A 21,700-nucleotide genomic window follows, 5' to 3' on the forward strand; every position below is an offset into this window, starting at 1 on the left:
TCCAAAATAAATTAAATATTTTTAAATATTATTTTTCTATTGCTTTTTCTAAAATTTTTCTATACTGAATTGCAAATCTACGTTTATTAGCTTTATTTAATTTTTGTATATTTGCACTCGGCGGGCAATCATCACTACACCAAACATTCCACAAAATTTCTGCCAATTGTTCTGCATTGGCAGAATCAAAAAAGATACCATATTCAGGTGCCTGTTCTCTATGTACAGAAATATCGGACAATATTATTTTTTTATTCATTGCCTTAGCTTCTTCCACCGTAGTACTCCACCCTTCAAATAAAGATGGATTAATAAATGATTTACAATATTTTGCCAAAACCTGTACATCACTGTAAGGAACCTTTCCTAATATCATATAGTTATCTTCTAATTTATGTTTATTCATGTATTCTTCTATTTTTGCAAAATGTGCCTTATTTCTATAATCACACGTACTCCCTGTTGAAACCACTAAAATATCTTTTCCCATTTTTTTCAATATATTTAAAGCTTGTAAAACAATTATATGATTTTTATGTTTCCAATACTGATTTGGCATATAAAAAAATTTACCTATAATTCCATATTTTTTTTGAAGTACTTTCACATCGGCTATGTTATTATTCTCAATATCCACCACAAATTGCAAAACACCAGTCAATGTATTACTACTATAAAATTTAATAAAATCTCTTTGAGCACAATAGCTGCTTAATATAATTAATTTACATTTATTAGCTAACAGAGTAAAACATCTATCTCTTTGTTTTATCCCATTTTCTGAAAACATTTCCGGTAAATATTTATGCTGAAAATCTGGTATCCATGCTATTTGTGGTATAGAAACTTTATGGTCAATAACAACATGAGAAACAATATCTATTCTATATTTCTTTAATAAATAATTTTTTATTAATGAATGATTAAAAAACTTATTACAAAATTTATCTACAATCCATAGCCAGTTCCATCTGCTTAACATTCTTATTTTATGTATAACTTCACTGGGATATCCTTTAAATATTTTAATATCTGTATCACTGGAAATAAACACAATTGGTTCAATATTCAAATCCTTGTTTTCTATTATTGCCAATAATAAATTTTTATAATAATTTAGTCCACCAGACCAATCTTTAAAATCATTCAAAAAAAAAGCTACTTTAATTTTCCTCAGTTTTTCTAAACCAATGCACATACTCTGTTATTCCCTCATCCAACGATATCTCATTATAAAATCCCCATTCTCGTATCTTATGTACATCTGCCAAATAAGCAGACGGATTCCCCTCATTTATATCACCAGTGAAATTAGGTACTAAATGTGTATTATATTCTTTAAAAATCTTTTCTACAATATCTTTAATTAAAACTGCCTGCCCTGAGCCTATATTCACCACATTGTATTTTTTATCTGCCTTGTCTCTCAATATATATAAGGCTCTTGCAACATCTTTGACATGTACAAAATCTCTGGATTCCATCCCTGTTCCCCAAAAATTATTATCGTTATTTGCTATTTTTTTACATGCATCCCAAATTAGCTGTTTTTTTAACTCATTACCATAAACAGAAAACAATCTAGTAACTATAACCTGTACATTATAAATTTCAGAATACATTTTACATAATTCTTCAGCTACTTTTTTATGAAATCCATAAGGAGATATAGGATTTAATACTGATGTTTCTATTATTGGCATTTCTTTTTTATTGCCATATACAGCAGCACTAGATAAATAAATTAATTTGGTACTTGGTGAATACTTTCTTATATATTCTAAAACAAAATGCGTGGTCCACACCGTACGTTCGAAATCGTACATAGGTTTTTCAATGGAAAATCCAACAGATCCACTTCCTGCACAGTGGATAATGATATCTATATCAGTGCCATATCTTATCAATGACTCCATTATTATATCGCAGCCATGCCATTCATCAATTCCCCATTCTTTTTCTTCACCATTGTTCCAAACACCATGTCCTAATCCTATTACATAATACCCCATCTGATGGTAATACTTTGCTGTGTATCTTCCAATGAAACCATTAGCACCTGTTATTAATATTCTTACCTTATCATCTTCCATTTATATATCTTTTCCTGTTATAGATTTATAATCAACCAATAATAAAGATTTATTTTTAATGACTTTATTGATAACTATATGTAATTTTTTGGCTATTTTAGCCTTAAATTTATTAATTGGATTTTCGGAAAATATATGTATATTTCCTAAAGCAGTGTAATATTTTTGATGCTTTTCTGCTAAAAAATTTAATGTTGTTTTATCATAAAAAGCTATATGTTGTCCATGATCTAAGCAAAAGTACCACCATTCATTAGGCTTAATTTCATCATTAGGTAATATTTCCGTTGAAAAAATAATATTAGGTGCCATTTTTAACATTTTATCCAATTCCAATATTGGGTTCTCTAAATGCTCAAACACTTCAAATGCAGTTAACAAATCATATTTTTTATCAATATTAGCGTTAAATGTGTCCGCAAATAAATTATTACAATATTTATCATACCAAAAAAAATTGAACCCAGCATCACGCATCAGTCTGACAAAAATCCCATACCCTCCACCATAGTCAATGTATCTATCCATTTTAGGAAAACATATTTTTAATATTGCACTAACTACACTTGAAAAATAGACATTGCGTGACAAAAGACCTATATCACTTTTTGTGATTGCTTTAGAGTAAGCTTCATCTAACCAATAAGGCTTCTCTGTTTGAATAAAACCACAATATTTACACTTATAATAGTTAATATTATACTTGTTCAAAATTTCCGCTTTTGCAAAATCATTTGTAACTCTTCCGCAAATTTTACAGTTCATTCATCAGTCTCTCACTTTCTCAATCTTTTTACAACTACAGCTGGATTTCCTGCAACCACAACATAAGGAGGTACATCATGGGTAACTACAGCTTTTGCTGCTATTACTGCCCCTTCCCCAATCGTTACTCCTTTTAGCACAACTGCATCAAACCCGATCCAAACCTTATCACATATTTTTATAGGACTTGTTTTTACATCATCCCATGTTTTGTTAGCTATCGTATTTCTTGAATTAATATAATCTACATACACTTGCTCAATATCTTTTTCCCTTTTTTTCCAATCTAGTGAATGAGAATTATGATCATAAATATAACATCCCCATGCAACAACAACATCATCGCCAATTTCTATTCTAGATCGTGATATTAAGTTTGTGCCCCCTCCTATATAAGTACGTTTTCCAATAGAAATATATCCCCTACTAGATTCAAAAACAAAATTACAACCAATAATTGCTTTCTCATCTATTTGTCCATATTTCTTTTTAGAAAATCTTAAATCTAAATTTATACTATATAAGTTGAATTAAATATTTGGATTTATAATGTTAGGCACAATCTATTAATAACGACGTCCGGCTGTTTGGCAATATTATCAAGGAAAGCATGGACATTAGAGTGAATTTCATGTGTCTTATTATAAAAAACATTGTTTACAACTCTCTCTTTTAGCCACTTCCAAAGACCTTCAATTAAATTGAGATTTGGACTGTAAGGTGGGAGGTACATAAATTCAAGGCGGTCTTTATTCTGATTAAGAAACGGCTGAAGTAGTTTCGCGTGATGAATTCGGGCGTTGTCCAATACTAGAAGGATCTTGCCCTTAAATTTAGAAACAACGTTTTTCAAAAATCCAAGAAACACTTTCGCATCATAGGTTTCATGCTCTTCACAGAATACTGTGCCGTATTCATAATCTAAACACCCAACCAGTTTGATGCCGCGATGCTTGCCATACGTCTTAATAATTTTTTGTTTTCCTCGTTCAAACCAAGTTGCTGCAATGGCTTGATAGTCGCGTATCATGGACTCATCACAGAAGAGGACGTGTTGGATTTCACCGTCTTCCAACTTTTTTTCACTGTTTTAAAGTCTTCCTGAAACTGTTCTTGCTTTTGTGGGTCAGCCTTTGCAAGTGTATAAGTTGGACGAGTAAAGGATAGGTTCATTCGTTTAAAAATCAACGTAACACCCTTTATTGAGTAATGATAGCCGTAAGTTTTGTTGATATACTCTGCGGCAATCCCAGCTGTCCAGTTAAAATGGGTAGCAAACCCAACATCGGCGGGCGTTTTATTAAGAATGATATCTCGCAGTTCAGATACTTGCTCTTGTGTTAATCTGGATGGACGTCCACTTCGCTCTGCATCCGGTATACGACTTAAACCACCTACTTGATAGCGGCGATAAATATCTCTAATGGCACTTCTTTTTAATTGAGTTAATTGCATAATTTCTTCCACTGGCATGTTCGTCCCATATAAATGAATTACTTGAAGCCTTTTATATTCTCGAATGACTTTCGTTGACTTCAGAGTTTCTAATATTTCTTCTAGTTGTTCCTTGGATAATAAAAGGCGTTTGTTCATGTCCTTCTCCTTTATAAAGCTTTGATATACTTTACATCGGAATGTTTTAGCATAAACTTAATTCAACTTATATAGGTAAAAAAATAACACTTTTATCCACCTTAAAATTTTTTTCTATTTTTAATTTTTCTATATTAAATTTAAAAAGTTTATACTTATTTATAAAATAAGTAATCATTTTTATTATAATTCCCCTTTGCTAATATCTATTCATATGTAAACATATTACCAAATAACATCATTAATTAGACTAAGGTTTGACTACCTTCATATAATAGTTAATTATACAATGGTGCAGTTCCTCATCCCATTCATCTAGAAAATATTTATATATACTGTCACAACAAATATTAGTGCCATCAATTCGTTCTACACCTAATTTTTTATTCAATATAGCTAAATCATTGAAAAAAATATTCTTTCCTAATAAAAATTTAATTCTATAAATAGGATCATATTGAAAATGTGTATAAAAAAATTCATATATATCTTCTCTTACATTTTCAACATTAATTTTAGGTAATTTATCAAGATTTAAAATAATTTTATCATATTCTTCTATTGTTTTGGGATTGTAATTAAAATTATACGCAATATGTGGGTTATTACCTGCATTTATTACATTAACACCTAATAACGGATATTCGCAACCAACTGTACCATACACTGTTAATGCCACATCTAATCCTTCTGCTGCTAATTGTTTATGAGATATACTTGCATCTATTAATTTTATCTGAGAATATTTACTTAATATTTTTTTTATTGTTTCTTCTGTACCTGGCCAGTACATATAATCAGGATGCATTTTTAAATACCAATCATAGCACGTTTGCTCAGATAACTCTCCCAAATGTAAAAGCCATTCATAAAAATCAGGAAATAAATGCCATCCATAAACAAATGGATCATCAAAAAAGCAATGTGAACATATTAATACTTTAGTTTTTTCGGATTGTTTCAATATTCTATTATTCTTATCGATTTTTGAGAAAGCACTTTTTTTTTCATAGGAAATTCCAAGATCAATTTTCCCAGAAAATCTTTCTTTTAATTGTCTTTTTGCCCATCTTTTTCCTGCACTTTTTTCTTCATCTGGTAATTTTGAAAATATTTTCCTATACTTCTTAAAATTACTCCCGCTTGAATCATTTTCAATACATTTATATATACCTGTAAATGTTGATATATACGCTGGTATGCCATATTTCCTTCCTACACAAATAATTATGTTAAATAAATAGCAATCATGTGTTGGTAAAATACATTTAACATTATTTACCTGAATAAAATCGTCCCAGAAAATAACCTTTGTAACAGCCTTATTTATTATTTTTTTCAATTTATCAGAAAAAAGTTTCACTGTAGGTTCATTATATGTTCTAATATATGTTGAATATATATCTACCCCAATTTCTATATTTCTAACAGATATTTTAAAAATATCATTCTTAGTTTTTATTTCATTCCAAAGTTTACATAAAATTTCATTTTTTTCTGATATTTGTTTGCTATTCAGTTTTTCTATTATGTGTGTTGTAGCACCAAATGATGAAAATATTTTACTTAGTGCTCTATTACATATTCTGGGGTATTCACTATACGTGCACATACTGTATCTATATTTATATGAAAATATATTAGCAAAATAACTCCAAATTAGCAAATATGGTTGCAAATTCGTATATTCTAATAAAACTATCCCCCTGTCACTAGGACTACTTTTTTTCCATACTCTTTCATTATGTCTAATGAAAAATTTCTGCTCTTTATTACAAAAAAAATTGTTCCTAATATTATTTATTATACCTATTATACTCATTATACTCAAAAAAACCTCTCAATTTGAATTTTTCTCTTTCTTTTTTCATACAATCACAGATATTGGTAATAATACATTATTACCAAATACATTATTCCGTTTTTCCACAATTTCTATCTTCCCTTTTCGCTGTGCTTTATCCAATATATTAACTAAATTTCTATTATAATCGTTAAGTTCTATATATTTTCGACATAATATGCCATACATGGAATCTGAATCATATGCTTCATAACATGGTTCGAAATTAACACACATAACTGGATTTAACGATAAAATATACTCCACAAAATCACTTTGCAACTCTGGTATATACATTAAAGCATAAGAAGTATATATTATTGGTTTGCTTGCACTTTTAAATATATCATCTGCGGTCAACTTAAAAAAATCACATTTCCCAGTCTTTATATTTATACCTGCCCTTTTGCTAAGTAGTCCTAACGCCTTAAGACCATTTTCTGTATATTCACCAGCAAAATAATTTACATTTACATTTTCCTTTCGCATTTGCTGTGCCAATTTTAAAATTATAGCTCCATATCCAGCTCCTAGTTCAATTAATGAGTTAACATTTTTCAAATATGTTTTCAAAACTTGCATATATAACTTAATTTGTTCTCTATAAAATATTATATCTTTTTCCAGACAATATTGCCCCTCAGCACAACCTAATACCTCTTTTCCTGTGTATATTTTTTTCTCTATTTCAGCTATATTTATCCCTGGATTGTTTTCAATATAATCAACAACTAAACGCCATTTTTCGTCATTATATTCTCGTTTTATTTCTTTTGGTGTTTTATGTATAGTCCTGCCATTATATAAATCATTATTTAAAATGTTTCTCACTTTTGCAGAGTACCTTGGTAAATCATTTAATTCTAACTTTTGCATATATCACCTATTGCCTCTATCATAAAGTTCCCGTGCATTTAATATTGCATTTATTTTATCTATAACTCTTTTAACCGAATATCCATCCGACCAAATAAAGTTATCTATATTCCCCCTGTTATTTATATTGACATTTTTTAATATTTGTTTCAAATTTTTATTATTCAAAATACTTTTTGTCAATCCCAACTTACTAGTAATACAAGTATCCTTTACTTTTAACCCCGGCTGATAACTTATTACTTGCGCACCCATTAAAATAGCATGTAATAACCCCATGGTATTCATACCAATAACTATATCATAATTAGGTAAAATTTCTTCCAGATTCCCTGTCGCTTCAAATTTTCTGTATTGAATCTTAAAATCCATTGAATCTTTTGGATGAAATTTAATATTTAACTTCAAATCTAATTCCCGGCAGATATCAATAACATCAACAATAACCGTTTTTTCATTATAGCCAAGAGAAATCCCATACAATGATGACAATGGTTGCGACAAAAATAAAACTTTTTTCACTATAATCCGTGGCTGTAAAAATTTTTTTACATTGAAGAATCTATCAAGACCAGGATGTCCAGTAATATATAAATTTTTCTCATCAACACCGGCATCAATGGCTTCTTTCTTTGCCAAATCATCCATTACGAAATAATAATCTGGATAAACATATTCTCCACTATCTGTTTTAAACCTGGCTGCATAATTAGACCAATAATCCAATATAGATATAGTAGGTACGTTATACTCCTGACATAATTTCAAACAGTCCAACTCTATATGATTTCCCCAACTTGTTCCAGTTACTAATACTGTTACCTCATCATTTTTTAGAGCATCATGTAAATAGCCAAGTACTATATCGATTCTCGCGGCAAATTCCCTGTTTAAATTTGCTGATGGTCCAATACAAAAAAGCTGACACTCCGTCTGATTTTGCATATCCTCATAAACAGGATATACTGCATCATATCCTCCCGGATCATGTACGACAAATACAATTTTTTTCATATTCTTTTAGTGCCTTCCTATTATTCCATACTTTAGTAATGGCTAATAAAAATTCATCTATATTGTCCTTAGTATATGGAACTCTACATACATCTGCTACTAATAATGTATTATAATGCATGTTTTCTGTAACAGGGCAAACACCTTTTTCATATTTTTGTGTGCTTTTTTCAATAAGACTAAATGGATATTGTGTGTGATTATAAACATGTTTGTGTTTATACATATTCATTAAATAAATAGGCTTTACATACCCTATCCCTAAAGGAAACCCTTCTGATGCTATAGCTTTTGCAAAAATTTCCCTGCTTATTCCCCATATTTCACTATCAAATTGAATAGGGTAAACATAATACGAATGAGTATATCCTTTTGGTATAAAAACTCCCTTCAATCCTTTAACAAATTTCAGTCCCTGTGTTAATCTTTCCGCCAATTCTCTCCGTGTTTTTAAAAACCCATCCAATTTTTTCAATTGCTCAATCCCAATAGCCGCATGAATTTCACTCATTCTATAGTTATTGCCTAATGCAACAGTATCCATATCATCACTCTCATCGAGAATGACCTCACCATGATTACGCATAAGCTGACATCTATATGCCAAATCTTTATTGTTAGTCAGCAGTACTCCACCTTCACCGCTATGTATTACCTTATGATAATTCAGACTGAATACGCCTATGTCTGCTATTGTACCAGCTTCTTTACCATTTATTGTAGCACCTGGGGCCTGTGCATTATCCTCAATAACGTATAAATTATGTTTTCTAGCAATTTTCATAATAGCTGGTAAATCGCTTGGAAGACCAAATATATTAACTGTCAGGATAGCTTTTGTATTTGGTGTAATCCATTTTTCAATCTGCAATGGGTCCATCGTATATCTTTCCCTATCAATATCTACAAATATTGGTACAGCACCATTCATTAAGATAGCACTAGCAGAAGCCGTCATAGTGTAAGGAGATACTAAAACTTCATCGCCTGGACCTATTTCACAAGCAGCTATAGCCGTATGCAATGCCGTTGTTGCCGAATTAACAGTAATGGCATATTGAGTGCTGAATCTTTCACAAAAAGCCTTTTCCAATTTCTTTACACGAGAACCCCCTAAAAATTTATCTCCCCTTACTGCCACGAAATCTGACAATATCCCACTACGCATAACATCAACAACTGCATTTTCTTCTTCGGTTCCCATTGTATTAGTCCATGGAATTGCTGTTTTGCGGACTGGAACACCGTCGAATAATGCCAATTCATTCATAATAGTCAACCCTTTCTTCTTTACCTGTTTTATATGATTTCAACAATGTCTCTGCCACATAAATAGGATAGAAGGCATCCCTCATAGTGCACACAGGAAATGCCCTTTTCTCTAATACATCAATTATATTATCAACTGCTTTCTTCATGCTGCTATCTGATAATATCCCTGATATATGTTTATCTCGTTTGAAACCACGATATCCAGAAAATAAACTGTGCTTTCCAACAGAGTAGCAATATATATCATTTCCACTATTTCTCATTTCAATTTTTCCCTGTGAGAAAAATAAATCAATATCAAATAAATAATATTCTCTGTCGTCTATGGCCTCTGCATATCCATACACACCATTTTTCTGCTCAAAGAAAAACGAAAAGCTTTGCTCTCCTTCATCTTCTGAAGACGTACTCACTTTTTTTAAAACTCTAACTTTTTCAATATTATTGCCCGTCCACATCTTTAACAAATCAAACAAATGCGTTCCAGTATTAAAAATTCCACGTGTATAGCGAATACTGATTTTTTCCAAAGAACCATATTCTCCCTGAGCAATATATTGCGTTACCTTCTGCAGTTCTGTAAGCCAGCGCCTTGATATATCGGGAATTATTATACATTTTTTATTATCTATAATATTTTTTAATAAAGATATCTCATTTGTATTTTTTACCAGTGGTTTTTCACAAAAAATTATTTTAGGGTTACTATACTCCAACACCTCAATAATATTCTTTAAATGATATTGTTGCGGTGTACAAATGCTTACTATATCAATATTTTTATTTTTTAAAGCATTCTCTACTGATGTATAAAAACTTGTAGTTGGTGAAAGTTTTTTTAACATTTCTTTTTTCCCATTTTCAACATCCATGGCTGTGACTAAATTTACATTTTCATTATCATTATAAGCCAGTACATGTGATGAAGGATGAGTCCTTTTAATATCAAAATCATATGTCATACCTATTTTACCCAGACCAATAACTGCAGCATTCCATATTCTATTTTTTACATTATCATATTCCAATTTACAGCTGTACCCCGTTTTACATCGCATTTTACCCTTTTACCTAGCAATATATCATAATATTTAGGTGCCAGTCCCATTCCCGGTCTTATGCAACACATATTCTGCGCTGTAATAATATCACCAGTTTTCATGTCTTCCACTATATAAAGACTGCGCCTAAATTGCAAAGATTCCTTTTCCTGCTCCGATATTCCATAATGTACAGATCCCATAGCCAAATAAGCCGATTTCACTTCTCTTACAAGTTGTGCCATTTCTGCCGGTTCCATAGAAAAGGCTGAATCTACTCCGCCCTCACCACGTGATAACGTGAAGTGTTTTTCTATCATCGATACTCCCATAGCAACAGCGGCCACTGATACACCTATACCTAAAGTATGATCTGACAAACCTACTTTGCATTGAAATAAATCGCGCATATGCGGTATCGTCAAAAGGTTAGTCCCATCCGGTGTGCTGGGGTAACTACTAGTACACTTTAAAAGAGTTAAATCCCTACAACCATTTTTTCTGGCGTAGGCAGTCATTTCATCGAGTTCGGCAATGCTCGCCATCCCAGTGGAAACGATCATCGGCCGACCAGTTTGGGCGATTTTTTTAATAAGTGGTAAATCTATATTTTCAAAAGATGCTACCTTATAGTAAGGAGGATCAAACTGCTCTAAAAAATCCACAGAAGTATTATCAAATGGTGTACTAAAACACATTATTCCCAATTCTTTACATTTAGCAAATATCACTTTATGCCATTCCCATGGTGTATAAGCTTTTTTATAAAGGTTGTATAACGATTCACCCTGCCACAAGCTATCCTTATCCTTAATAAAAAATTCTCCATCGTTTTTATCAATAGTCATAGTATCCGCTGTATATGTCTGTAATTTTATACCATCCGCACCAGCTTTAGCTGCTTCTTCAACAATTTTGATTGCTCTCTCCAGTGATTGATTATGATTGCCCGACATTTCTGCTATTACAAGTGGTTCCTGATTACATTTTTTTTCATTTTTTTTCATTTTTTATATTCCTCAGTCTTCTTTTTAATATAAAAATTGGTTCGTCATAGTCTATTTCAGTATCACCAATGAACTTTTGATACTCTTTTATGTCATGATAACTTCCACTAGGTGTTTGATTCTTTATAACATAATCTCCATTTTTTATTTTTCCCCAATTTTTTTTAAAAAGTGCCTTAATTTCCAAATGTAATTTTTCATAAGATGTTCTCAAAGTTTCTTTTTTTTCATTAAAAAAAACTTTTTTTTGAAAAAGAATTACTCCTGTATCAAGCGTATCATCAATAAGATGTATGGATACTCCTTTAGGTGTATCATCTATAAAACTCCAAAAATTAGGATTACTGCCCTTGTTCCATGGCAAATACGATATATGTAAATTTACGATATTATTTTTCATATATACAATAATATTTTTATCTATGATATATTTATAATTATAACTAATAATAATATCAGGATTTATTTTTTTTAACACACTCATATTTATTTTATCATAAAATATTCGCACGTTATTATCTAATAATAACCATTTATACAAATCTAATGTATTAGTATTATTAGTTAAAAATAATATTGAATATTTCTTTTCTTTACTGTTGCTCATTAAATTAACCCTTAATCACTTATTTAAACATTATTCATAGCTATATTACCCATTTTTTCAGATAAACATCGTTTATTTATTTTACTCAAACTAGCCTTATTAAGGCATCCTAAATATTGGTAAATATCTACATAATTTACTTCAATATAGTATCCTAGGTAAATTATAAAACCTTCTTTTGCACAATCTTCACAAATTTTTACTTGATTTTCTGCAACCGCTATTACTATAGCAGGTAAACCTAAAAAGCACCTTTCCCATGTTGTCGTTCCTCCAGCACCAATGGCAATATCTGCCTCATTCATGAATTCTGCCATATTATCCACTTGACAATAATAATGTATATTGTCATATTGAGTACAATATTTTTCTATTTCATTATTATGTGAATTATTTTCCCCGGTGATTACATTAACTGTAATATCTTTGTTTCTTAATAGAGCAATTGCCTTAAGAGCCTTCATTGTTTCATTTGTTAAATCAGAACCGCCAAAAAATATCAAAATATTTTTTATGCTGCCATCTCGTATTCTCATTTTATTTTTTACTTGATGAAATTCATCTCTTAGCAATGCATAACGTGGCCCTAATAACATTTTACATTTCTGAGGAACCATACCAATATATCTTATATCATTATCCAAATAAAAATTTTGATCTAATAAAATATCACAATCATGTTTTCTATTTGCTAAGTCATCAATAACCATGATTTTATTCACATACGGGCGGATTTGTATCTCCCACTTCTTATCTATTGCATAGCTATCAACTACTATATAATCAACAGGAGATAAATCCTTTAATTGTTGCATAGTTTCATACGCATCGTAATCTTGTGACACAGTGAGCCATTTAGCATAACCATCTAATTTCGAAACAAAAATATCAACCGCGGGTAATAATATCAATTTATATCCATGAGTTTTTACTAAATTACTTAAATTACCCTCTAAATTACGACAAATAAAAATGATATTAGCATTACTTTTCTTTTGTAATTGTCCGGCTAATGTAAGACAACGCATCAAATGTCCGCTGCCTATTTGTATAGACGAATCCACCCGAAAAACTATTACCATCATTTATTTTTATCTATTGACAATTGATATTTTAATTCTGCAAGCTGCCAATCCGTCAAATTATCAACATCCTGAACTTCCATTTCATCTAATGGAAATGGAATTGTATTATCAGGAACCAATGTAATACATCTTTCGAAAACACTCATCTTAATAAAATAATATTGCCCGGCATCATGATAATATGGTGTTAAGTCTTGAGATCTTGTTTTCATATATTCAGGCCATTTATAAAGTAATTTTTTATTTTCTATAATAAAACATCTTTGTGGTGGAAATGAATATCTTACCACTGGTATTATTGCATCAGCGCCACTACTTTGCAACATTGCAAATGATTTTCCCAACTTTTCAGCCGTCACAAATGGCGCTGTCGGATAAATACAACACATGTATTTAAAAGTTTTATTACATTTTTTATATTCATTAACTACTTCTTCCAGTACATCTGCAGTCGTAGCATAGTCATCAGAATTTTTTAAGCTACGCATAAACGGAACTTTTGCCCCATATTTAACGGCTATTTCAGCTATTTCAGCATCATCGGTAGATACCATAACTTCATTAAATATCTTGCTTTCTAATGCTGCTTCAATGGAATAAGCTAATATAGGTTTTCCACAAAAGTTTTTTATATTCTTCCTGGGAATTCTTTTACTTCCGCCACGAGCCGTTATTATGCAAATATTATTCATGATAGAACTTCCTCCAATGCACTTACTATATTTGCCTGCTGTACATCTGTCAATCGATAATATAGTGGTAATGTAAAAGCTTCTGCATAATATCTCTCACTTACTGGAAAATCACCTTGTTTAAATCCCAGTGCTTTATAATATGGCTGCAAATGCACTGGTATATAATGTAAGTTAAGGGTAATCCCTCTTTTTTTCATTTCAGCAAATAATTCTTTTTTACTGATTTTTATTTTAGTAAAATCCAGCCTCATTACATAAAGATGCCATGAAGATTTGACATTCTTATCCTGATATGGCAGTTTTCCCGATATATTTTGCAATAATTTGTTATATCTATCTGCCAAATATCTACGACGGGCTACAAATTCATCCAGTCTGTCCATCTGGCTGCACCCCAGTGCTGCCTGCATATCCGTCATACGGTAATTATAACCAAGACCGGTTTGTTCATAATACCAAGGACCATCTGATTTTTTACTCAGCATTTTCTCATCGCGAGTGATGCTGTGGCAACGCAGAAGTAATAATTTTTTATATAATTCTTCATTATTTGTAACAATCATGCCACCTTCTCCTGTCGTAATAATCTTCACAGGATGAAAGCTAAACACTGTCATATCTGAATACCTGCAGGAGCCCACTTTTGTTTCTTTATACTCAGCCCCCAATGCGTGTGATGCATCTTCAATGATTTTAAAATTATATTTCACCGCAAGTTCTTTTATCTTTTCCATATCGCATGGCTGACCGGAAAAATGCACCGGTACCACAATCTTAGGTTTTACTGTCGAATTTATAAGTTTCTTTTCTAGTTCATCTGTACTCATATTATATGTATTATCATCAATATCAACAAAATCAACGTCAGCACCGCAATAACGTGCACAATTGGCTGAAGCCACAAAAGTATTAGGTGTGGTCCAAAGCATATCACCTTCTCCAAGCCCTGCCGCCTCACAGGCTATATGAAGCGCCGAAGTGGCGTTTGTAACTGCAACAGCATATTTCACACCACAATATCCGGCTATGCGTTGTTCAAATCTTTCAAGTACCGGACCTTGCGTTAAAAAATCCGATTGTAAAACTTTAACTACTTCATCTATATCAGCCTGATTTATATCCTGCCGTCCATAGTAAATCATACATCCATCTCCCTAAGTTCTTCTACTGTCAGAAAATGCGGATTTGTTCCCGAATTATATTCAAAACCATCCTGTACAGGTTTTCCCTTTTCACCGATTGCGTTCACTGTATAATCATCAGCAAAATGAGTGGATGGCATAATTACAAAGTGATCAGTAAACTCTAAGGTATCATAATACAGATCTACCGGACACATTACTTCGTGCAATTTCTCTCCGGGACGTATGCCAACTATTTTTATAGGCAGTGCAGGTGCAATAGCTTCTGCCAAATCCATGATTTTTATCGAGGGGATTTTAGGAATAAAAGTTTCTCCGCCCTGCATCCGCTGAAAATTCTTTATCACAAATTCTACAGCATCTTCCAATTTCAACCAGAATCTTGTCATACGTTCGTCAGTAACCGGTAATTCTCTGGCCCCGTCCGACACAAGTTTCTTAAAAAATGGCACCACGGAGCCCCGTGAGCCGATAACGTTACCATAGCGCACCACTGCAAACCTGGTATTCCGATCTCCTACCATATTATTAGCTGCTGCAAAAAGCTTATCTGAACAAAGTTTCGTCGCTCCATAAAGATTTATCGGGTTAGCAGCTTTATCTGTTGAGAGAGCAATAACTTTTTTTACGTCGCATTTAATAGCAGCATCAATGACATTTTGTGCTCCTTGTATATTAGTCTTTATACACTCCATGGGATTATACTCAGCAGCCGGTACTTGCTTGAGAGCCGCAGCATGGACTACATAATCAACTTTGTACATAGCCTTTTCCAATCTTTGTTCATCGCGAACATCCCCAATAAAATATCTCATACAAGGTTGCTTAAACACCTGCTGCATTTCAAATTGTTTCAATTCATCACGTGAGTAAATGATAACCTTTTTAGGATTATATTTTTTCAATAAAATCTCAATAAATTTCTTGCCGAATGAACCGGTGCCGCCTGTGATTAAAATATTTTTACCATTAAACAAAACATTCACTCCCATGTAAAATGTTATTACTTTCCTTACTTAATAACTGTCATTATTGTGTTTTATTTGCAAGTTCAATTTTACCATCTGCAAATTTTACTCTAAAATCACAATCTTCCAATGTGCTGATTCTATGGGCAATAGCAATAATTGTAATCTCTCCTTTTAACCTTAGAACAGTATCCGTGATATGGCGCTCAGTGTCATTGTCAAGTGCCGATGTCGCTTCATCAAGGATCAATACTGTTGGTGATGTAAAGAGTGCCCGGGCAATGCCAATACGCTGGCGTTGACCACCGGAAAGTTTTACCCCACGCTCACCTACCATAGTATCCATCCCATCTGGCAAAGCCTGCACAAACTCATACAGCTCAGCCATCTTCAATACTCTGTCGATATGCTTTGTATCTATATCTTGTGCTGAAATTCCCAAGGCAATATTTTCCTTTATTGTTCCATCAATAAGATATATGCTCTGCGGTACATAGGCCAGGTTCATCTGCCAGCCGCGAATATTGGAAAATATATCTGCACCATCGACCAGTATCCTGCCACCGGTTGGTTCCAACAGTCCCAGTAATATATCGACAAAGGTAGTCTTACCGGCACCGGTATGTCCAATAATGCCCACGAACTTTCCCTTAGGGATGACAAACGATACATCTTTCAGCACATTAGACTTACCCTCCGGATACTTAAATTGAAGATGTTCTACTCTTATTTCATTTTCAAAGTTCATCTTTTTAATGTCATTATCCATTAATATCTGTACATTATTTATTTTTCTCTTCTTTATTTTTATAAACTCATCATATAACTCATCAAATAATGGCATCTGGAATTTTATTCCGTTAGAAAGATTGACGATCCTATTGGCACTGGGCATAAGACGAAAAGCTGCCAATGCCAGTACCCCTAATAGAGGCACTATTTCCATAGGTTCATACCCTAATAGTGACTTTACTATAATAAGTACCAACAAAGCAATAACTACTATAGTTTCAATAATTAACCGTGGAACTTGATTTAAAAACATAAACTTGCGGTTGGCTTCTCCATATCTGGCATAGGACTTATCAAACTCGGTCAGGAAAAATGCTTCCTTATGCAGTATTTTAGTTTCTTTTATAGCGCCCAGTCCCTGATTCACCCATTTTATGTATTCGGCCGAATATTTATTCTGTATAATACCAGCATGCGATATTTTCTTACGAAAAAATTTCATAATGACATATACCATCCCTCCCATAATACCTGCCACTACAATAGCTGTAAATGAATCTACAATTACTAGCATTAACCAAATTGTCACTGCTGTTATAACTTCTGTAAACAGGGTAAGTGTTGGTACAAGAATGCTAGAAAATACAATTGCTCCAGATGAATTCATATTGCGCAGCAACGTTGCTGAATTATGGTTCAAATGATACATATAAGGCTTGGCAAAATACTCTGCCAATAACTGCTTAGAATAATATATCTGATTTTTCATGGAAAAATCTATCTGTAACTTGGTTTCCCATGCTATATAGGCATTTTTCAGTACATAGACAACTCCCAATGCAGCCGCACAAACAATAATAAAATTTATATGTGTAGTAATGCCTGCCAGTGAAGCATAATGGGCAATTAAAGGATGCATAGGAAGAAAATCCGGCTGTCCCATAATGGAAATAAGCGGCAGTATCGCACCTATGCCGACGGCTTCAAGCATGGCACCTATTACCATGCAAAAGACAATGAAGATACAGTATCTAAGCTGCTTTGGTGTAAATATAGTAAAAATTTTAAATAAGGATTTCATAATACTCTCTATTATAATTAATATTTTATGATGAGGCAAAGTTCAAAAAGTAACCCCTTCCGGCATGGCACCTACGCCATGCCACCCTCCCTGTTAAGGAAGGCTTTAAAGGTATGCAGTCTATAAAGTTCTCTCAAAAGTTGAAAACTTTCGCTCTGTAATATAAGATGCAATCCACCACTCTATGCACGATTGTCCGCCTTTCTAAAGGCGGACAGAAGAACTTAGGTATTAAAGCAAAAACTAGGCACAACTGTCTTTTTCGGCGTTGTTATTTACAACGCCTTCAGTACTGCTTTTTTGAAATAATACCCGTACCGTCTGTATCATTATAGTAAAATCGGTAAACACGTCACAATGCTGAATATACATAAGATCATAGATAAGTTTATCATATACCGTTGTGTTGTACTTGCCATACACCTGCGCCATACCGGTTATGCCCGGTTTTACATTATATCTGTAGATATATTCTGGAATTTCTTTCTTGAATTTTTCCACAAAAAAAGGTCGTTCCGGTCTGGGGCCGACTATACTCATACTACCTTTAAGTACATTGATAAACTGTGGTACCTCGTCTATTCTGGTACGGCGTAAGAATCTGCCCACATGTGTGATTCTCGGATCATCTTCTCCTGCCATCACCGGACCGCATGTCTTCTCGGCATCCGTTCGCATACTGCGGAACTTGTATACAAAAAAGTTTTTTCCATAGCGCCCGACTCGAAGCTGTTTATAAAAAACAGGTCCCCTGCTGTCAAGCTTTATCAACATGGCCGTGACAGCCATCAATGGTATCAACGCTATCAATGCCATACCGGCAAGTATTATATCCAATACGCGTTTTAACGAACGCTGCTCCAGACTGGGATTAATATACTGCGGTGAAAAAAAAGGGATGTCATCTATTTTATTTATTGCCAATGCCCAGCAGAACAGTTCATATATAGATGGCCACAAAAGAACTTGTTTTTGCATCTGCTGACATGATTCCATAATTCTTGATTTTTGCTGCAGTGACAGCCCTGCACAGATAATGACCAGATCTACATCGATTATGCTTTGCAGATATGTTTCATAGTTACCGGTATCATCTATTGTTTTGATGATTTTATATTTTAAGTTTGGTATGCTGTACATACGCCCTTTTACTCTGTCTATCTCATCATGCCTGCCGATCAAGAGCACTTTTCGTGGTGTAGTCAGCAGCATCTCCAGACGCCAGAAAAAATACTGCCATATATTCAAAATAACAAATTCCTGTATTCCCGTCATAGCCAGCACACTGCGTGAATAAGAAAATTCCCTGAAGTAAAAGCTAAACGCCATCATTATGATGAAAGAGTAAATAATAGAAAGACCTATACCAAGAAATATTTCGTTATAGGTCTTTTGTTTTAAGGAATATAATCTATACAGATTAAAAAATATGCCAATGGTTATAATGTTCATTGGCATAAATCGATAATATATATCCGTAGTGAACGGAACTTCCTTAAACAGCAATACAAAATGCACCGACAGATATACCGACAGTATTACTCCCAATATGTCGCCCGACAGTAATATTAACTTACGCAATACAGAAAATCGTGGCAAAATAATCCATCCTTCATTTAGATGATGCAGTCACATCTACTTTTGTCATATTCATGAACCTTATTTAAACTATGACCATTATAGCAAATATCATGCCTAAAGGAAATGTTGTTATTTATTTTTTATTGGCGGCAAAATACTGATATGTATTCATTATCCCTGTTTTCAAAGAAATCTGCGGATACCAGCCCAGTTTTTCACTGGCTTTGGCATTATCCAGGATAGAACGGTATATATCGCCCTGCTGCCTGTCCTTGTAATCCATCTTTAAATTTTGTGCTGTAATTTTTCTAAATACATCCACCAAGCCATTGAGGCTCGTTTCAGTTTTCGTACTCAAATTATATGTATCATTTACTTTATCTGTGTGCAATGCACACTCTATACCTGCTGCTATATCGCCGGCATAAATAAAATCCCGTGTCTGATTACCATCGCCAAATATGTTGATAGTTTTCCCTCCGGCGATCTGTCGGGCAAATACACTTATGACTCCGCCTTCTCCGCCGTCTCCCTGACGTTCACCATATACATTGGCAAAACGGAATATTACATAATCAAGACCAAAGTATGTATTATAAAGTCTGATATATTTCTCCGCCGTCACTTTACTCAGTCCATAAAAAGAAAGCGGTCTCACTATCTCCGTTTCCTGTAATGGCAGATTATCATTATCACCATAAACAGCTGCCGTAGACGAAAATATTATTCTTGCCACACCCGTTTTAACGGCACTTTCCAATAGATTTACTGTTCCATTAATGTTTATCTGCTCATCTTGAAGCGGGCTTTTTATTGAATCGGCAACTGTAGTCTGTCCTGCCAGATGAACTATCGCGTCAAATTTTTCCTGCTGCATAACAGCCAAAAGCTTCGGACTGCACACATCCATTTGTAAAAATTCTACATCAAGCGGGATATTATCCTTTTTTCCGCCATCCAGGTTATCCAGTACTACCACATCATAATTCTTATTTAAAAGATATGGCACAAGATGCGATCCGATGAATCCGGCACCGCCCGTCACTAATACTTTCCTCACTTACTAATTATCCTTCTTTTCTTTCTATTTGCCCGCTCATCGCTAAATAGGCAGCAGTGATAAACCAAAACATATAAGTAGGCAGCTTCAGGTAATGTCCGCAAAATAAACTATCAGTTAAAAAACTGATATTGTACGACAGCAGCGATAAAAAATACACCGAAGCTGCAACTGAGCCAGACTTTCGCCATATTTTTGTAACATTGTAATACAGATAAACAAATAGTGCAATAAACCCACTAAAACCAATGAAACCTGATTCAACTGCCATCGCCAGAAAGACATTATGCGGATGCCATGGAGTTTCCAACGCAACTGGATTTTTGTATTTAGTTTTGTATAATTCGTGAAAATTATCTATACCGACACCAGCCAATGGATAATCTCTTATCATTTTCAGTGAGCTTTCCCACATAAGTATTCTTTCTGTATTTGGAGAATTTGTGTAATCCCCTATTTTCATAGAGTGATCTGTTATTACTTCAAACCGTTTTTCCAGCTTATCTGATGACATAAAAATACCGGTGATAATCAGTCCGGCTGTTATTATTACAGCCACAGCTTTTTTCTTATCATTTGTATAAAGCAATAGTGTTATGACACTACTTAGTGTCAAACTGATCCATACTATACGCGTACCGGAAAAAATAATTGCAGGAATGTTAATTATAACTGTAAATAAATAAAGTTTTCTTAATATACCCGGCAACGTTTTTTCAAACACCAGCCGCAGTAAGATAGGCACTATAAATATGTTGCTGACCGCCAAAAGCATTGTATTAGTACAAAATCCCACAGGACGTAATGTCATAAAAATAAAATGCTGCCAAATAATAGCTGCTGAATTTAACGAAAAAACTACAGCCATACAAGAAAGCATTACAGCTATTCTTTTTTTTGTAAAATCAAATAAAAATACCAGCAAAAATGCCATTATCGGGCTCATAAATCTGCTCTTATAAGCTGCAAACATGCTGCTAAAAGAAGCTCCTCCTGTATTAAACAACACTGATACAAACACTAATACAAGAAACGCTGCAATAAAGTATATATATTTCCCTCGTATCTTTATCCGTGGTCTGATAAAAATAAGTTTTACTAAACCAAGTACAAAAACTATTGTTAATAAATTTATTGGCAGATCAAAGAAAAATGTCAGGGAAAATAAAATTAATCCCCAATACATCAATTCATCTATTTTTTCAGCAAATATTTCTTTTGATATTGTTGGCATACATTTCCCTCA

20 protein-coding genes and 1 pseudogene are annotated in these 21,700 nt (G+C 33.2%); all 21 read right to left on the bottom strand.

Features of this window, described 5'->3' with window-relative positions:
- Nucleotides 1–28 precede the first annotated feature (28 nt).
- The 21 genes and pseudogenes from F8M42_RS09305 to F8M42_RS09400 all read right to left on the bottom strand — a co-directional run bounded on the left by F8M42_RS09305 (nt 29) and on the right by F8M42_RS09400 (nt 21,688).
- Nucleotides 29–1,198: a glycosyltransferase family 4 protein gene (locus tag F8M42_RS09305; RefSeq protein WP_182186201.1), complete on the bottom strand. Its 1,170-nt coding sequence runs from the start codon at nt 1,196–1,198 to the stop codon at nt 29–31.
- Nucleotides 1,164–2,093: an NAD-dependent epimerase/dehydratase family protein gene (locus F8M42_RS09310; protein ID WP_182186203.1), complete on the bottom strand. Its 930-nt coding sequence runs from the start codon at nt 2,091–2,093 to the stop codon at nt 1,164–1,166. Before F8M42_RS09310 ends, F8M42_RS09305 begins: the two co-directional genes overlap by 35 nt.
- On the bottom strand, nt 2,094–2,858 hold the full coding sequence (locus tag F8M42_RS09315; RefSeq protein WP_182186205.1) for a class I SAM-dependent methyltransferase: 765 nt from the start codon (nt 2,856–2,858) through the stop codon (nt 2,094–2,096).
- 11 nt (nt 2,859–2,869) lie between these two features.
- Nucleotides 2,870–3,112, bottom strand: coding sequence for an acyltransferase (locus F8M42_RS13665; RefSeq protein ID WP_229711318.1), 243 nt, complete (start codon nt 3,110–3,112; stop codon nt 2,870–2,872).
- 99 nt (nt 3,113–3,211) lie between these two features.
- Nucleotides 3,212–3,373: pseudogene (locus tag F8M42_RS13785) on the bottom strand (acyltransferase); the annotation flags it as partial.
- 29 nt (nt 3,374–3,402) lie between these two features.
- A protein-coding gene (locus F8M42_RS09325) for an IS630 family transposase (protein WP_229711319.1) occupies nt 3,403–4,451 on the bottom strand; the annotation gives its coding sequence in 2 pieces (ribosomal slippage) (nt 3,403–3,939 and nt 3,942–4,451; 1,047 coding nt in all).
- Nucleotides 4,452–4,701: 250 nt separating this feature from the next.
- On the bottom strand, nt 4,702–6,273 hold the full coding sequence (locus tag F8M42_RS09330) for a hypothetical protein (RefSeq protein WP_182186206.1): 1,572 nt from the start codon (nt 6,271–6,273) through the stop codon (nt 4,702–4,704).
- A gap of 45 nt (nt 6,274–6,318) precedes the next feature.
- Nucleotides 6,319–7,170, bottom strand: coding sequence for a hypothetical protein (locus F8M42_RS09335; RefSeq protein ID WP_182186208.1), 852 nt, complete (start codon nt 7,168–7,170; stop codon nt 6,319–6,321).
- Nucleotides 7,171–7,173: 3 nt separating this feature from the next.
- Complete coding sequence (locus tag F8M42_RS09340; RefSeq protein WP_182186210.1) at nt 7,174–8,115, bottom strand: glycosyltransferase family protein; 942 nt, start codon at nt 8,113–8,115, stop codon at nt 7,174–7,176.
- Nucleotides 8,116–8,155: 40 nt separating this feature from the next.
- Entirely contained in the window at nt 8,156–9,454 is a 1,299-nt protein-coding gene (locus F8M42_RS09345) for a DegT/DnrJ/EryC1/StrS family aminotransferase (protein ID WP_182186211.1), read from the bottom strand.
- Nucleotides 9,447–10,484: a Gfo/Idh/MocA family protein gene (locus tag F8M42_RS09350; protein WP_182186213.1), complete on the bottom strand. Its 1,038-nt coding sequence runs from the start codon at nt 10,482–10,484 to the stop codon at nt 9,447–9,449. Before F8M42_RS09350 ends, F8M42_RS09345 begins: the two co-directional genes overlap by 8 nt.
- Nucleotides 10,466–11,503 carry a pseudaminic acid synthase gene (gene pseI, locus F8M42_RS09355; RefSeq protein ID WP_182186215.1) on the bottom strand — a complete coding sequence of 346 codons (1,038 nt, stop codon included), beginning with the start codon at nt 11,501–11,503 and terminating at the stop codon, nt 10,466–10,468. Before pseI ends, F8M42_RS09350 begins: the two co-directional genes overlap by 19 nt.
- Entirely contained in the window at nt 11,490–12,110 is a 621-nt protein-coding gene (locus F8M42_RS09360; RefSeq protein ID WP_182186216.1) for a formyltransferase family protein, read from the bottom strand. Before F8M42_RS09360 ends, pseI begins: the two co-directional genes overlap by 14 nt.
- Before the next feature lie 23 nt (nt 12,111–12,133).
- Complete coding sequence (gene pseG / locus F8M42_RS09365) at nt 12,134–13,195, bottom strand: UDP-2,4-diacetamido-2,4,6-trideoxy-beta-L-altropyranose hydrolase (RefSeq protein WP_229711320.1); 1,062 nt, start codon at nt 13,193–13,195, stop codon at nt 12,134–12,136.
- Complete coding sequence (gene pseF / locus F8M42_RS09370) at nt 13,192–13,887, bottom strand: pseudaminic acid cytidylyltransferase (RefSeq protein WP_182186217.1); 696 nt, start codon at nt 13,885–13,887, stop codon at nt 13,192–13,194. Before pseF ends, pseG begins: the two co-directional genes overlap by 4 nt.
- A complete protein-coding gene (gene pseC / locus F8M42_RS09375) occupies nt 13,884–15,032 on the bottom strand; it encodes a UDP-4-amino-4,6-dideoxy-N-acetyl-beta-L-altrosamine transaminase (RefSeq protein WP_182186218.1) in 1,149 nt (382 codons plus the stop codon). The genes pseF and pseC overlap by 4 nt, the downstream gene beginning before the upstream one ends.
- Complete coding sequence (gene pseB, locus F8M42_RS09380; RefSeq protein ID WP_182186219.1) at nt 15,029–16,009, bottom strand: UDP-N-acetylglucosamine 4,6-dehydratase (inverting); 981 nt, start codon at nt 16,007–16,009, stop codon at nt 15,029–15,031. Before pseB ends, pseC begins: the two co-directional genes overlap by 4 nt.
- Before the next feature lie 52 nt (nt 16,010–16,061).
- Entirely contained in the window at nt 16,062–17,813 is a 1,752-nt protein-coding gene (locus F8M42_RS09385; protein WP_182186220.1) for an ABC transporter ATP-binding protein, read from the bottom strand.
- 243 nt (nt 17,814–18,056) lie between these two features.
- Nucleotides 18,057–19,412 (bottom strand): sugar transferase, encoded by a 1,356-nt coding sequence (locus tag F8M42_RS09390; RefSeq protein WP_229711321.1) that lies wholly within the window; start codon nt 19,410–19,412, stop codon nt 18,057–18,059.
- Between the two features lie 115 nt (nt 19,413–19,527).
- Nucleotides 19,528–20,454 (bottom strand): NAD-dependent epimerase/dehydratase family protein, encoded by a 927-nt coding sequence (locus F8M42_RS09395; RefSeq protein WP_182186221.1) that lies wholly within the window; start codon nt 20,452–20,454, stop codon nt 19,528–19,530.
- Nucleotides 20,455–20,461: 7 nt separating this feature from the next.
- Nucleotides 20,462–21,688: an O-antigen ligase family protein gene (locus F8M42_RS09400; protein ID WP_182186223.1), complete on the bottom strand. Its 1,227-nt coding sequence runs from the start codon at nt 21,686–21,688 to the stop codon at nt 20,462–20,464.
- Between the last annotated feature and the right edge of the window lie 12 nt (nt 21,689–21,700).

The organism is Pectinatus frisingensis (assembly GCF_014076555.1).
GTDB lineage: Bacteria > Bacillota > Negativicutes > Selenomonadales > Selenomonadaceae > Pectinatus > Pectinatus frisingensis.